General features: G+C 35.2%; 11 protein-coding genes. 2 read left to right on the forward strand and 9 right to left on the reverse strand.

Annotated features, from left to right (window positions below):
* Positions 1-27 precede the first annotated feature (27 nt).
* From BTO23_RS17640 to BTO23_RS17675, 8 genes are all read right to left on the reverse strand, one after another.
* Complete coding sequence (locus tag BTO23_RS17640; protein ID WP_105064176.1) at positions 28-981, reverse strand: hypothetical protein; 954 nt, start codon at positions 979-981, stop codon at positions 28-30.
* Entirely contained in the window at positions 978-2,360 is a 1,383-nt protein-coding gene (locus BTO23_RS17645; RefSeq protein ID WP_105064177.1) for a DUF3131 domain-containing protein, read from the reverse strand. Before BTO23_RS17645 ends, BTO23_RS17640 begins: the two co-directional genes overlap by 4 nt.
* A 19-nt stretch (positions 2,361-2,379) precedes the next feature.
* Positions 2,380-3,783 (reverse strand): DUF3131 domain-containing protein, encoded by a 1,404-nt coding sequence (locus BTO23_RS17650; protein WP_061004046.1) that lies wholly within the window; start codon positions 3,781-3,783, stop codon positions 2,380-2,382.
* Positions 3,784-3,808: 25 nt separating this feature from the next.
* Positions 3,809-5,128, reverse strand: coding sequence for a DUF3131 domain-containing protein (locus BTO23_RS17655; RefSeq protein WP_061004044.1), 1,320 nt, complete (start codon positions 5,126-5,128; stop codon positions 3,809-3,811).
* On the reverse strand, positions 5,118-6,980 hold the full coding sequence (locus tag BTO23_RS17660; RefSeq protein ID WP_105064178.1) for a glycosyltransferase family 2 protein: 1,863 nt from the start codon (positions 6,978-6,980) through the stop codon (positions 5,118-5,120). Before BTO23_RS17660 ends, BTO23_RS17655 begins: the two co-directional genes overlap by 11 nt.
* Before the next feature lie 120 nt (positions 6,981-7,100).
* Positions 7,101-8,699: a GGDEF domain-containing phosphodiesterase gene (locus BTO23_RS17665; RefSeq protein WP_105064179.1), complete on the reverse strand. Its 1,599-nt coding sequence runs from the start codon at positions 8,697-8,699 to the stop codon at positions 7,101-7,103.
* Between the two features lie 30 nt (positions 8,700-8,729).
* Positions 8,730-9,611, reverse strand: a complete 882-nt coding sequence (locus BTO23_RS17670; RefSeq protein ID WP_060993184.1) for a sigma-70 family RNA polymerase sigma factor — start codon at positions 9,609-9,611, stop codon at positions 8,730-8,732.
* Positions 9,612-9,866: 255 nt separating this feature from the next.
* Positions 9,867-10,163 carry a hypothetical protein gene (locus tag BTO23_RS17675; protein ID WP_105064180.1) on the reverse strand — a complete coding sequence of 99 codons (297 nt, stop codon included), beginning with the start codon at positions 10,161-10,163 and terminating at the stop codon, positions 9,867-9,869.
* 85 nt (positions 10,164-10,248) lie between these two features.
* Here BTO23_RS17675 and BTO23_RS17680 point away from each other — a divergent pair, with 85 nt between their 5' ends.
* Together BTO23_RS17680 and BTO23_RS17685 are read left to right on the forward strand one after the other, a co-directional pair.
* Complete coding sequence (locus BTO23_RS17680; RefSeq protein WP_105064181.1) at positions 10,249-12,936, forward strand: ATP-binding protein; 2,688 nt, start codon at positions 10,249-10,251, stop codon at positions 12,934-12,936.
* Positions 12,937-12,940: 4 nt separating this feature from the next.
* Entirely contained in the window at positions 12,941-14,692 is a 1,752-nt protein-coding gene (locus BTO23_RS17685; RefSeq protein WP_105064182.1) for a response regulator, read from the forward strand.
* 54 nt (positions 14,693-14,746) lie between these two features.
* Here BTO23_RS17685 and BTO23_RS17690 read toward each other — a convergent pair whose 3' ends face one another.
* Entirely contained in the window at positions 14,747-15,247 is a 501-nt protein-coding gene (locus BTO23_RS17690; protein WP_061012435.1) for a hypothetical protein, read from the reverse strand.
* Between the last annotated feature and the right edge of the window lie 13 nt (positions 15,248-15,260).

Here is a 15,260-nt window from a genome sequence, read left to right on the forward strand (position 1 = left end):
GCGTTCTCTTTTTCTTTAAAGTGAATTTTATTTAGACTCTTCAGTCACTGTGGGAATAAATGTTCTTCGTTGTAATACTTCAACTTTATTCTTATCTTCAGTACCGATATTGGCTTTATGGATAGGGTTGTATACTGCTTTATTTGTAACCTTGTCTTCCTTTTCATTATTTTTTTCTACTGCTCGATAATCAAACTCCTCATCTGGAGTTATTACAACAGTGTTCGATTTCTCCGAAGAAGATTGTATTACTTGATCTGTTTTAATACTTTCCTTTGTCTCTTTTTCGTCTTGCTTCTCTTCATTAAGCACAGGGATCACACTCTGCCCTCGTGAAAAAGAACGACTTAATCCCGTCAGTTTTTTCTTACCTCCCCCCTCAGAGGCTTTGGATGCCCGTGCTGAATTATAATTGGGGGTTTCTATTGTATTACTCGCATTATAAGAGATAGAAGATCCCACTGACTTCAATCCTAATTTAGGCCCTTTAAAAGTAAAAACACCTAACTTTTCTTCCCATATTTGTAAAATGGTCAGCTCTTGTTGCCATTGATTATCTAAAGAGACACCGACATCAGAAGTGGTCAGTTGAGTTGATAATTGAGTATTAATATTTTCATAGCGACGATGTAAATACTTCTGCATCTGTGGCCACTCTGTTCCACCCGTTAATAAATAACGAGTGCTGTTTGACCAATATTCATAAGCTTTAACATCATTACGTTTATTTGCAGCAATCGCGGCTAATGCCTCTGATAAACCTGCATATTGCCACATTTTTTGAGCGCCTAGCTTAGATTCAGACGCCATGATTTTGTTTGATAAGCGATGCCAATAATCTGCTGATTGTCTTTCTCTTGGACTATTAGCTAACATTGTTCCCTTACCATATATAGCAAGGTCAATCTCAACTACCTTTGCTAAAGAGACTGGAGAACTTAATAACATTACCGCTAAAGAAATCGATGTGTATCTCATCATCGGAATGTCTCCACTAAACAATGACCAGGATGTGAAAAGCGAGATTTAAACTGTACGTCTCTATACTCTTTACTCTTCTCTGGTTGATAAAGTTTACCATTGGCTTTATACAATAATGCCTCTAATACCCCAGCATTAGTCTGTAAAGAAATACTTTTTTCATAGCGGCTGTTTAGCTCATAACGTCCCTCATACCACCCTCTATCTGGATCATATAATTCTTGAACAAGGACCATCAATCTATCGGTATAATCTGTTCGCCATAGTGCCCACATTTGAAAAGCAACACGAGTAGAAACCAACGCCAACTCATCATACGAACTGCCATCTTCCGATAAGGTAATCCAAGGTGTCCCTAAGGCATAAATAGCATCATAAACAAAGTAAGGATCACCAGAAACAATGTGCTCACCTCTCGCGGTATAAATACGATCATTGTCCCAGCGAGCCTCTTGAATTCGATAAACAGAATCCGCCATTGCAGACATCACTTCATTACTATGACTTGCATCACTAGAACTGCTGTCTGTAATATCATCCCAATTAAATTCTAACCCTAAGCGTAAATAAGGCGTGCTATAAACAGGTCTAAGAACATCAAATAGACGTGGATCTCGTCCATCAAATAAAAAATCGATTCCATACATGGTGGCAACATTGTAAGGATCTAGCCTCATCGCCTTTTCTGGCACAATTTGCCAATCTAAATAGCCATAAGAAGTATATTCCTCAACACCTAAGCGCCCTTCTTTATAGCGAGATACATTACCGTTATTTACTGTTCCACCAAATAATTCACCGTCTTCATTAACCAGTTCACAGAAGTTCCACTTCAATACGGCTTTATCAATGTATTCAATGAATTGGGGGTTATATTGCTTCACAATAGCAAGTACAATCAGTAAACGACCAACATCAATAGAAGACCACCCAATATCATTAGGTTGATTACCATAATCAACCATTTGACCCGTTTGGGTGCTATAAACCTTATTCGGTATTTGACCAATACTGAGGGGCATTTCATTCAGAAAAGTTAACACAAGAGAAAGACGTTCATCGTGCTCTTTGCTAGTAATAAATTCAAACTCACGCGCCGCAGTCAAAGCCAATAAATAATCTGCAATTCCTGACATATTAGTGGTTGGGTAGTTATCAATACTGTTTACAAGACCTGTTGCTAATTGAGTATTATTTTCTACATACACCCAAGCAAGGCGAGCCCATTCAAGCTCACCTTCTGTTAAATCACCATACCTACCTTGTCGTATTGCCTGCGACTGATTAAGAGAACTCACTCCATCTTGAACGCCCTTATACAACACACCACAAGATGACAAAAGAAGGCTAATTAAGATCAGTACTGCACTTTTTAGCATTCATATTCCTTTATCAATACTACAAGCGGGAAGGTTTCATGGGTTTTCGTGGTAAACATTGCCCCTCATAACCAAATGGCGATTCTAGTGCTTTCTCCCAAAGGCTTGGAACTACATTATCTTTATAAGTTAAAAGTTTTCCTTGTTCTTTATAAAGTAAAATCTCCAATGTGATGCCATTATTATTTGAAGTGAATGTATTGATTAAGCCAGTTCCGTTTTCAAATACACCCTCATAAAACCCTTTATCTCGATCATATAAATTCGAAATATGATCAAACAACAAGTCAGTATATTCTGTGTCCCACAGTACCCACATTCCCATCGCACCTTTTACTGCAACCGCCGAATACTGTGGTAAAAATTCACCATTTTCAGAAATGGTATTCCACGCAAATCCATCAGTATAAATAGTGTCATAAACAAAATACGGAGCCCCTGCTAATTGATGCTCTGTTCGTGCAGTAATGATACCAGTTTGCTTGTATCGCTCTTCTTGAACTCGATAAATATTCAAGGCAAATTCAGCCATCCAACCATTAGAATAACTCGTATCATGCTTACTACGGTCACTGGTTAGATCCCAACCTAATTCAATCGCATCAAGTACATAACTTTCAGTTACCACATAACTGTGAGCTTTAAGTTTTCTTGGGTCTCGGGTGTCATAAGGAACATCATAACCATATAAGTTAATGGTACCGTATGGCTCAGGCATTGATGCTTGAGAGGTATCAAACCCCCATAATTGGAATCCTTTTGCTGCGTATTCTTCGTACCCTAAGCGCCCTTCTTGAAGGTACTGAACCGGTTTTCCTTGCTCGAATAACGCCCCAAACATGGTGCCGTTTTCATCAACAACATTACAAAAATTCCAACGTAGAACAACAGAATCAATACTGGTCGCAAACTCTGGGTATCTATTTTTTAAAATATGAAGCCAAATAAGTAAACGCCCTAGATCTAAAGCTGAGTAACCAATTTCCCCCGGTTGATTACCGTAATCCACTTTTGCCGCATTCTGGGTATTGTAAGCTTTATTTGGCAGTTCCCCACGGAACAGATCTAGAGTGTTTAAAGTGGTCAAAAACTTAATCAAACGCATATCGAACTCTTCTTTTTCGATAATGCCTAGCTCATACGCACTCGTCATTCCCGCAAGGTAAGACGCAGCATCCCACCAGGTCACTGATGGGTAGTTGTTTACCGCATTCACAAGCCCTGTTGATTCTTGATAATTGTTTTCAAAATAGGTCCAAGCAACTCTTGCCATGTCCATTTCTTTTTCTGTTAAGGTACTTTGACGTGCTTTCGGCACTGTCCAGTGATCTTTTTTATCTACAATATCTTCTGAGAATTGATCGTACTTATTACCACATCCGATGATGAATAAGCTCAGTAATCCGATTGAGATATAACGCATAGAGGCTCTCCTTTCCCAATGCTTATTACTTAATGCCAACACTTAGTAATGAACCATTTTCAATATACGCAAGAGATTCCAAAACAATGCCATTAGTGTTTGCGGTAATGGCTTTGTTAATTTCTCCCGTTAATTCATAGCGGCCCGAATACCAACCTTTATCTTCAGAGAATAACGTCTGGGCTTCTTGAATTAACACCTCGGTATAATCTGTCTTATATAAGGCGTACCAACCAAATGCAGCCTTAGTTGATAACGATTTAAACTCTGACGCATCTTCACCAGTATCAGTGATTGCATTCCATTCTTTACCATCAGAAAACACCGTGTTATAGACAAAGTAAGGGGCTTGATCTAAGTTATCTTCACTTACGGCAGTTACAATCCCAGTATCGTTATAACGAGCTTCTTGAGCTTGATAAACGCGATGTGCAAATATCTTCGATACACTGTCTGCACCAAACTCTAAGCCATCAAGAATATAAGATTCACTAACTACATAGTTATGAGCGTGGTATTTTGCCGGATCTCGCAGATCCGTAGGAACTTCTACTCCACTGATGGTTTTAAATTCAAGGTAATCAATATATTTCATCGCATTAAAAACATCACGCCCCATCAAGGACATAGATTTAGCTGCGTATTCTTCATAGCCGATTCGGCCTTCTTGAACCAGTTCAAACCCATCAGAAGACGTCGATAAACGAGAACCATATAAATACCCCTCTTTAATCATATCTCCGACATGCCATGCATTAAGTACATTGTTCACTTGCTTATTAAATTGAGGGTACTGCCAGACAATAATATTCATAGGGACCAAAATTCGACCAATATCAATCGCTGACCAACCAATGCCATTTGGGGTTGGCTTATTACTGTAATCCACCATTTCCAAAGTAACGGTATTGTAAGCTTTATTTGGCAAACGATTATCTACTAGAGGTAAACGAGCAAGGGTTTGTAGCACCTTTTCCATTCGAATAGTAAAGACATCATCAGTGATTACGTTCAGTTTCTCTGCCGAGATTAACCCCATAATGTAAGAGGCGGTATCCCACATCGTCGTTGATTCATAACCATCTACTGAATTTACTAATCCAGTATTTTCTTGATAATTGTTTTCAAAATATTGCCAAGCAGTATTCGCCCATTGATACTCTTCTTGAGTTAAAATACGGCTCGTTTTTAATGGGATCGGCTCAGAACTTTCAAAGGTTATGTTACCTAATACTTGAGGAGCCTCTCGAGTTTCTATCGTAAACGAGATGAATAATGCGGTCGCCAATCCAAGAATAAATACGATATGATGACGAGCATTCACAACGGCTTTTTTAAATTCCATATTCTACTTCCTCTTTTCCTTGTTCTGATTCTTGTTGTTCATCATCACTTGGTTTTGGATTCCAAAACGCCGAGGCTATCATGCCCCACATCGCCATCATATTATTAATAATCCAAAACGTATTTAGCACTAAACCACCAAACGAGTAACTTCCATATGTTCCTGTTGAGTAGCCAGTCCACGCATAAATTAAGCTAAATAAGCTCAAGCCAAATACCGCCATTTGAGGAATAACCAGCTTAAAGAAGGTTCCGTTTTGTCTCTCTTTAGGTGTCGTAGGAAAACTGATTTTCTTCCCTCTTAATACTGTCCAAAGTGCTTTAAAATTAACAGGGAAGAAGGAAAGGAAGTTTGTCTTCCCTTTGTAACCAGCTACCCCCCAAGTCCCCACCATCATTGCGAGCTCAGCAGTAAGAACAAAAGGTAAGAAGTGCATATAAAAAGTGACATCATAAGCACTGACAGGGGCGATGCTCGTTAAGAAATAGACGATTGGGCATAATAAGAAAATAATGTTCCACACAGCAGATAAGTTCGACCAAAAGCTTGCACCATACATTAGCTTTTGCTTTAAGCTCATCCCTTTCCTAAATAAAGGGTTATCATTCATAAAGATATCGATAGACCCGCCAGAATATTTAAACCGTTGCACAGTCCATGTTTGTAAGTCTTGTGGAGACAACATTTTACTTTCAACTTCAGGATGCATGACTGAACGCCAATTCCTTTCTGAATCAGAATGCAGAACTAACGAGGTATACAGGTCTTCTGATACGTGGAATTTATAAGGAGTAAATTCGGTATCAATAAAAATCTCTTGCTTTAGATTGTCAGAAACGTCTTTATCTACTGATTTTTCTTTGGTCATCTTTCTGATTTGTTTTTCTATTTCAGATTGTTCTTTTACTATTTGTTCGCTGTAACTACGAAGTGCGGCTTCCATAACAGCTTCACGTCGGTGAATAGAACCTGCGCCACAACAAAATGAAGCATTTGCCCAATTTCTACGACGCTGAATGACGTCGTAAAACATTTGAGGATCATTAACAAAAGGATCATCCCCTAACGTAACTGGACCATAAAACTTCTCAATACCTCTCCCTATTTTTCCTGAAAACGAACCAAATTTACGAGTTAAAAAGGCTGGTAATCGCTCTCCTTCAGGAATATCAAAGAACCATTGCGGTGTCTGGACCCAAGCAACATCAGGATCTCTAAAGTAACCCAATGTATGCTCTAAAATTGTAGAGAACGGGCGTGTATCAGCATCGCAAATAACAACAAAGTCGCCATAAGTTTGTTCCATCGCATTACGTAAATTACCTGCTTTAAAGCCTGTATTTCCTTCACGAGTGATATAGCCGATGTTCATTTCTTTGGCTAGCTCTGCCATCGTTTCACGCTTACCATCATCAAGAATGAAAATATTGATATCAATATCGTATGGGTAAGTCACTTTCTGAGCATCTAAAATACTCAGTTTCACTAATTCAGGCTCTTCGTCGTATGACGGAAAAAATACATCAACACTGATGGGTCTATCTTCTTCCGTATCTAGCACACACTCTTTAATCTTATGCGGTGGCTCTCGCTTCGGCTCATCCTTTGTTTTCCATAAATTAAAGGTAAACAATAATGATCCAATAAATGCACAAGACTCAGCAAAAGCCAAAGGAAGTGAAAACCATAATGCATCATAATTAAGAGCGAAACTCCAACGCCACCATAAATACCAAATGCCAAGCGTCAGATTACACGTTGCTAAATATTGGTACATTAGCTCTCTTGAGTGACTATGGGGGACAGGTTCTGGTGGTTTTCGATGTTCGAATTTCTTAAAATAAAAATCCATTTAATCACTCCAAAATGAGGCAGATGAAATCGAATTCCATCATTAGAATTCATTGTTTTCATAAAAAATAACTTAGGATACAAAGAGCAAAAAAGGTAATTAAAACAGTATTTTTTTCAATTATGCGAGAACCAATTGTTTTTCTCTTTCTACTTGCTTTAAAGACCAATGAACCATCTTGGTAAACTCCTGTGGCTTACTGATGTAATATCCTTGAATATAATCACAACCAAGTTCTTTAAGTTCATGAAATAATTCTTTGTCTTCAACCCCTTCAGCAACCACGTTGCAACCTAAGCTATGAGCAAGATAAATCGTAGACGCAACAATGGCGTAGTCACTATTACCAATCGACATATTACGAATGAAAGACTGATCAATTTTGATTTGATTAAATGAAAGAACTCTAAGAAGTGATAGTGAAGAATAACCCGTACCAAAATCATCAATACTAATATAAAAACCAAGTTCTGATAATTTTGAAAGCATTAGGTAAGCTGAATCAACATCTGTCATTAGCGCACTTTCGGTGACTTCTAAAATCACATCTGATGGGTGCAATTTTTGACTGCGTACTAAAGTAAATAGCTGATCGTAAAGATCATCATCATGCAGATCTAACGTGGATACATTTATATGAACTTGTGGGTGTAAATTTTCTCTTTTAAAACCAGCGATATCATGAGTTACTTGGTTTACCACCCACCGAGTTATCCCTTTGATATAGTTATTATTCTCTGCGACTTTAATAAACTTATCTGGCGGGATCATTGTTCCATCTTCTTGCGGCCATCGTATCAAAGCTTCATAACCATGAATGGTTTTATCAATGCTATTTACTATAGGCTGGTAATGCAGTTCAAATTCATTATTAGGAATGGCATAAATTAATTTATTTAAAATTTCAACTTCTTCATGGATAGATTTCGTATAAGTACTACGATAAAAATCGATGATTAAACCTAATTTTTTTGCTTTGTAACAAGCAATATCTGCTTGCTTAACAATCTCTTCTACCGTCGTTATTTTCGACGTAGAAATAACACACCCCATGATAGGCTGTAAGAGAAAATGTTGTTCATTCATTAAGATAGGTGACATCAACGCATCATGCATCTCAGTTGCAATATGTGTCAGTTCATCTTTACTTGTTGAATAACTAATAATGATAATTTCGCGATTATCATGAAAGAAATCTAAATGTTTATTTTTTAGCGTCTTCTTTAAGATAAGCACTGCATGTGATACTACTTTCCCAAAAATTCTATCTGTAGAAGAATCAATGAGTTTCTTGTTATTATTAATCTTAATTTTAATAAAACTAAATGGGACGCCTAATTCTATTTTACTTGATAATGATTTGGTATAAGTAACACTCTTATTCCCTGAAACTAAAATTCCATAGCTATTGTTAATTTTCTTTATTATTAAAAAATGATTAAGTAGACGGCTTATTATCCATAATATCATTACTAGTGTTTGCGTTGCAATAGTCGATATTACTAATACGGCTGTACCAGAATGATCAACAAAGCCATGCTTTATAAAATAACCTTCAATGTATAAAAAACCACAAAAATAAAAAGTAAAAATAATTGATAAATATGTTTTTATACGCTTAAAATTGTGGAACCCTATTCTTTTGATTAGAAGCATAGAATAAAGTAGTGCCAATATATTAAAAACAGTTAACACATTAAAAACTATATTAATATCCATATAGAGTCCCTCAATGTTAAAACAAAGCTATTACCCTAATGCGGATTCTAAATTTAGATTATTAGTTGAAAATATAGTATTTAACTTAATTAACGTTTCTGATTGTATCTGTCTAACTCGTTCTTTTGATAAATCAAGAGCATGACCTAATTCTTCAAGTGTTTGAATATCATGACCAAATAACCCATAACGATTAATTATAATTTGCTTCTCTCTCCCTTGTAGAGAGTTAATCCAAGATGACAGATTCTCTTCTAAGTTCAGTTTAGAAAGAAACTCATCTGGATCTTTTGTATTATCATTAATGCATAAATCAACAAGAATCGATGACTTATCTTCAATTAAAGCAGAACGAAACGTTGTAGAGGAAGGAACTAAACCCATGATTTTATTAACTTTAGATTCATCTTTTTCACAATACGAAGAAATATCACTGATTGATGGTTCTTTTTTGAGCGATTTAGTTAACTCTCGAGCAGCTCTCAAGTAAACGTTCAATTCTTTAGTAATGTGTACAGGTAAACGTACCGTTCTTGAGTGATTAAATAGAGCACTTTCAATCGATTCTTTTATCCACCAAACGGCATAAGTAGAAAAACGATAACCTAATTCAGGATCAAATTTATCAATCGCTTTCATTAGCCCTAAATTGCCTTCTTCAATAATATCAAGTGGAGACAAGTCTGTTTGATTTCTATTTCTATATTTATTTGATATCTTAACCACAAGTCTCAAATTGGATTCAATCAACTTGTTTCTTGATTTCATACAACCAGATTTATAAGAACGGCTATAGCTAACCTCTTCTTTAGCGGTAAGAAGTTGATATTTATTTATTTCTTTTAAATATAATGAATATGAATCTAAACTTCCGTTTTCAGTATTTTTTGTCTCTTTATTTGAACGAATCATAAGTTATCCTTTACCTAGCAAACGTAATATTATTTTTCCGGCTGTATATTCAGCGGTATAAATAAACTATGGTTCAAATACGATTAACACACAATACTGTAACATGAATTTTACGTTCTAAATAAAAGTTATGAGATACTCATCACGAATAAATGAGCAAGATTATCAAATTTAAGACGTCAGGATATTGACACCGCATAAAATATACTTTAATGACAATAGAGACAATAATTTAAGATTAATAATTAATTCCGTTTAAAATATAAAATTAACAATAAATGTCATTATATTCGTCTGTTTATTATCATGATGAGCAGTAAACTGTCCTGAATTATTTTCTTTATCTCCTATTAACTCCATGATTTGCCACTCCGTATTAATTGATACTTTTGTAGTTAAGTCATAGCGCAGTCCAGAGGTAACGCTGTAATTCTCTCTCCATCCATAGCTTTCGATAATCGCTTTTGCTCTTACTGAAAACGAAACAGAAAAAGATAATAAAATCAGTAATAAAATTAAGTATTGCGATATAAATAGCTCAGCATTTTTCACACAAACCACTACCTTTTTTTATTTAATATCCTATGCTCTTAATATAGGTCAGGACGAATGGCTTTTTCAAACAAGGATTGTTTTTATGTCATTAATGAATAGGTTTTCGCTAAAATCAAGGCTGTTAACCTTGGTGATTCTCCCTTTAATTATCTTATTTTCTTTATCTACAAAAGAAATAAAAGTACAACTGCAAAACTTAACAGCCCTTGATGCTATCAATGAACGCTTACTATTTAATGAAGCTTTATCGGCTTACATTACAGCCATGCATAATCTGCGTTTAAATTCATTATATGAGAATAATAATGACATCGAAAAATCATCGTCAAAAATAGCGCTGAAGTTATTGCAAGCCAATATAAATGAAAATAACAATCCTGAATTGGGTAGGTCTGTCAGTGAACTTATTGAAATAAACGCTGAAATAGGTACGTTTTCCTCAAGTAATATTGAAGAGTGGTCAAGCTGGGTTTCTGACGTATTAAATAGAATATATTCTTTAGAAAACTCCGAAAATCTTCAGACCTACATCGAAGAAATAGATCAAAAGCAACAGGTTATCTTACAGCTTCAATGGTTAAGTTACTGGGCTACACAAGAAAACTGGTATATCAACCTTGATGTAAATACCCCAGATCAGAAATATCACGATGAACTGCACTCTCTTTTTTATCGTCAAGAGTTATACGTTAATCAATTTATCTCTATGAATGCCAATCCTATAGATATCGAGTTATTACTAAAAACATTCACCAATGATAGCTTTACTATCAGTATGCAATTTCGCAATGATGTCATAAAAAACAAAGCTAAAAACTATTCACTTCAAAATATCAACTCAAGCATACAAGCGCTTCATCATCGCCTTCTATTGATCCAATCAGTAACGAAAGTATTAACTAATGACCTAAAAACAGATCTTAAAAACCAATTGAAAAAGATTCATTATTCTATTTTGTTTTCTATTAGCTTTTTGATTTTGTCATTACTCATTATTTCTTACCTAGGCATTTCATTATCAAAACGTATTATTTTTTATTTAAATACCATTACGCAGTCTATGGCCACAATTGAAAGAAATCATGATTACAGCATTCAAATCAAAATAGATGGAAAAGATGAACTTTCCTTATTTTCTAAAAATATCAATATGTTAATTTCAGAAAGAGCCATAAATGAAGAAAAAATCATTGGTGCTAAAGAAGAGGCAGAACAAGCTAACTTAGCAAAGAGTTCTTTTTTAGCAAATATGTCACACGAAATAAGAACACCATTAAATGGCATAATTGGTATGTCCGGTATTTTATCAGAAACGAAATTGTCCCCCATTCAACATGATTATCTCAACACCATTGAAACCTCGTCTCAAACGTTATTAATTCTAATTAATGACATTCTGGATATATCTAAAATTGAAGCTGGTAACTTAGCCTTACATGTTCACAGCACAAATGTTAGAGAGCTTATTTTTGATACCATTTCTATTAGTGTCACTAAAGCCACAGAAAAAAATCTAGCCATCAATGTCGAAATAGCCCCTAATTTACCCCGCTATTTAATGCTAGATGATCATCGTATAAAACAAATCCTGACGAACTTAGCTTCTAATGCGATTAAATTTACACATGAAGGACACATCACTATAAAAGCTGATTTTATAGCAACAACTCAGAATAGAGGGTTAATCACTCTTTCGGTATCAGACTCGGGTATAGGAATAAACAAAGATGCTCAAGAGAAAATATTTGACCCGTTTACTCAAGAAGATAATTCAATCACCCGCCAATATGGCGGCACAGGTCTTGGGCTAGCAATCACCCAACAATTGATAGAGTTGATGGGGAGTCAGTTAAAACTAACATCTGAAAAACATAAAGGCAGTCACTTTTCTTTTACTATTGAAACCGAAATAGTTCATGAAAATACTTTACGACTAAAAGAATTAGAACAGACATCGATCATTTTAGTCGGCAATAATTCAAACTTTGCAAATGCAATAATTGAAGAATTAAAATATCAAAAACTATTTAAATCAATAGCGGTAGATTCTATCGATGACATTGTTTTATTTGATAATGAACAAGCGATTATCCTTTATTGCATCGATGACTGTGTCAATATGTGTTGTAAAAATAAGCTGTTAAAACTTCGTAATAAGTACACTGCAACACCTATCGTTTTAATTCAAAATCATCAAAATAGAGCAACCAATTTTGAATCCATTATCGACGGATTGGTAACGTACCCTTTACTCGGTTACCGCTTTACCAAAACATTAACTAACTCGCTAACTTTCCATTCAGAAAACATATCGACACTAATAGTTGATGTTCAAGAAAAATCAGCTCAACAACACACTGACAGTAACCATCATTATGAGGGTGAGAATATCAAAGAACATATTTTAATTGTTGAAGATAACTTGGTAAATCAAAAGGTTGCTTCATTATTTTTAAATAGCTCAGGGTACACCTTTGATATCGCAAATAACGGACAAGAGGCCATCGATAAATTTACAGAAAGTGACATCTATAACTTAATATTGATGGATTGCATGATGCCAATTAAAGATGGATTTTCAGCCACTAAAGAAATAAGAGAAGTTGAAAGAAAACAAAATAGAAAGAAAACCCCTATCATTGCACTTACCGCTAGCGTGCTTGATCAAGATATCTCTAAATGCTACGAATCAGGAATGGATGACTATGTTGCTAAGCCGTTCAAAAAAGAAGTCTTATTAGAAAAAATAACAAAAATAAAAACAGGATAAGATTATGAATTTATTAAAAAATATAGAGCAAAAAAAGAAGATAGAGCAATTCAATATACTCATTGTAGATGATTGTCGCGTATCATCTTTATCACTTTCAAAACTTCTTATGCTACTAGGTTTTAAATCAATAAGTTACGCACACTCTTATCAACAAGCTCTGCAGATGTGTGCTAAAAAACATTATTCTTTACTATTTATTGATTACCACTTAGAACAGATATTAAATGGTTCTGAACTTTATGATTTATTGAAAGAAAAAGGCTTTATTCAACCTTATACAAGGGTAATAACCATTTCTGGCGACAATACCACTCAAACAGTGCTTAGCACTCTTTCAAAAGGAAATGGCGACTATCTTTGTAAACCAATAAGTCAATCTATCCTTAGCTATAAAATGGCAGACGCATACCAAGAGTTTCAAATTTTTAAACATCTCTATTTTTTAAAAAAAGAAGGGAACAACCTCGAAGCTCTTAAAGAAAAAACCACCTATTTAGCGAAAACTAAAAACCTTAATGAATTAGACCTTTTCTTGTTTGATCTTTTCCTGCCAGATAATAAAGAAGAGTTAATCAAACTGTGCCAGCAGCCAGAATTTGTTAATCGACGTAATTATATCTTGGTAAAATTACAGCTAGAAGCTGAGCTTCACCTGACAAGCACAGATGAATTAATACAAAAAACAGACTCCCTTTGTCGCAAGCATCCTTTATTTGCTTCTGCTTTTGATTTTTTAAGCTCATTACAGATCCAGCAATTACGTTATGAAGATGCTTTATTTTCTGCACATGCGGCTTTAGAACTCACGCCAAGCGTACCATCAAGGGCTTTGAAAACATTAAAATTAGCACTCAATTGTAATAATAAAAGCTACTTTCTTAAATCCTCACATTTATTGGCAAACCACTTACCTATAGCAGATCAAAACTGGTGTTCATACGTAGCAGAATGCTTTAGTTACTTCGGTGAATATATTCAAAATTGCCAATCTGAAAGTGATAAAAAACAACTACTTCTTGAACAAAAGAACTTCGTTCGCCGCTCTGAATACCGTTTAACTGAAACACAGAAAAAACAACTAAGCATTTTATTTAGTTTCAGTGAATGCAAACAACTAATTAAAGAAGGGGATATTGTTAAAGCAAAGCAAATAACCTTAAAAGTCACTCAACCTTACTTTGATAATTTACATAGATTAAACTCAGTCGTTCTCATCGAGCTATTATATTTATTATCATTTTTTGGCGAACTATGGTTACTCGAAAAAGTAAATTCTGTAATTAAAACAAAACATCAATTTAATGATTATTGCCTTGATTACTTAAAAGTACTTAAAAATGATACTCAATTGAAAGAATCGATGCTGATATTGTCATACACTATAAACCAAGTTGATAGTCTTTATAATAATGCACTGCCCATCAATGAGTTACACGAAAAGTTAGATCGCTATCAGAAGGCATTTGTGCAATTCCCTTATTCTTCTGAATTAAGTATTGGCCTCTTAGAATGCTACATTGCTTTAAGTATGGATAATCCCGCTAAAATAAGTACGATGGTATCATTAATTCAAAATATGCCTCTGTCTCAACATTTAATGGAAAGAAGAGACACAATATTGAAGAAATTACATGCTAATGAGAATTTTATCGAAGAAAGAAACTCTGAATTATGTGGTTCTACATTTATCAAAAAAATCGAATTAAAAGAACCTAACTCATCCTCCCCAGAACTTCCAACAAAACAAGTATAATGATAGTTCCCCCACTTTCTTATGAATTAAAAGTGGGGGAATTACTAGCACCCATTACTCCCAAACAAGCTCTCCTCCATCTATTTCAAATTTTCTTTGTAAAGGGTCGCTACCATCATAAGACCAAATTTCAGCGGCAATACTTGATTGACTCTCTGCGACAGAAAACTCAATCATTCCCTCACCATTACTAATAGAGGAATCAATCACTTTACTGTCGTAATCAACGATGAACCCTCCACCTTCTTTATCTTTAAACCCTGAATAAATCGTGAGATGAGTTCTCGCTGGTAATGAGCCGCTGAGATTAATTTTCAATGTTTGGCTTATTACTGGATTAAATGTAAACCCTTCAGGAGCCACTAAATCCTGTGTTTTTACTGGTTCTGAATCATCTGATGCAATAGGGCTATCTGCTGCTGGAGGTGGATTACTTCCTGTCCCTCCATCCGAAGATCCGCCGCCTCCACCAGAACTAGAAGACGATCCTCCCCCACTGTCACTACAAGCCATTAAGAACAGTGACGCCATAGTTACAATAATTACCTTTTTCATAATAACGTCCTCT

Origin of the sequence: Aliivibrio sifiae (assembly GCF_002954715.1) — a bacterium.
GTDB classification, from domain to species: domain Bacteria; phylum Pseudomonadota; class Gammaproteobacteria; order Enterobacterales; family Vibrionaceae; genus Aliivibrio; species Aliivibrio sifiae.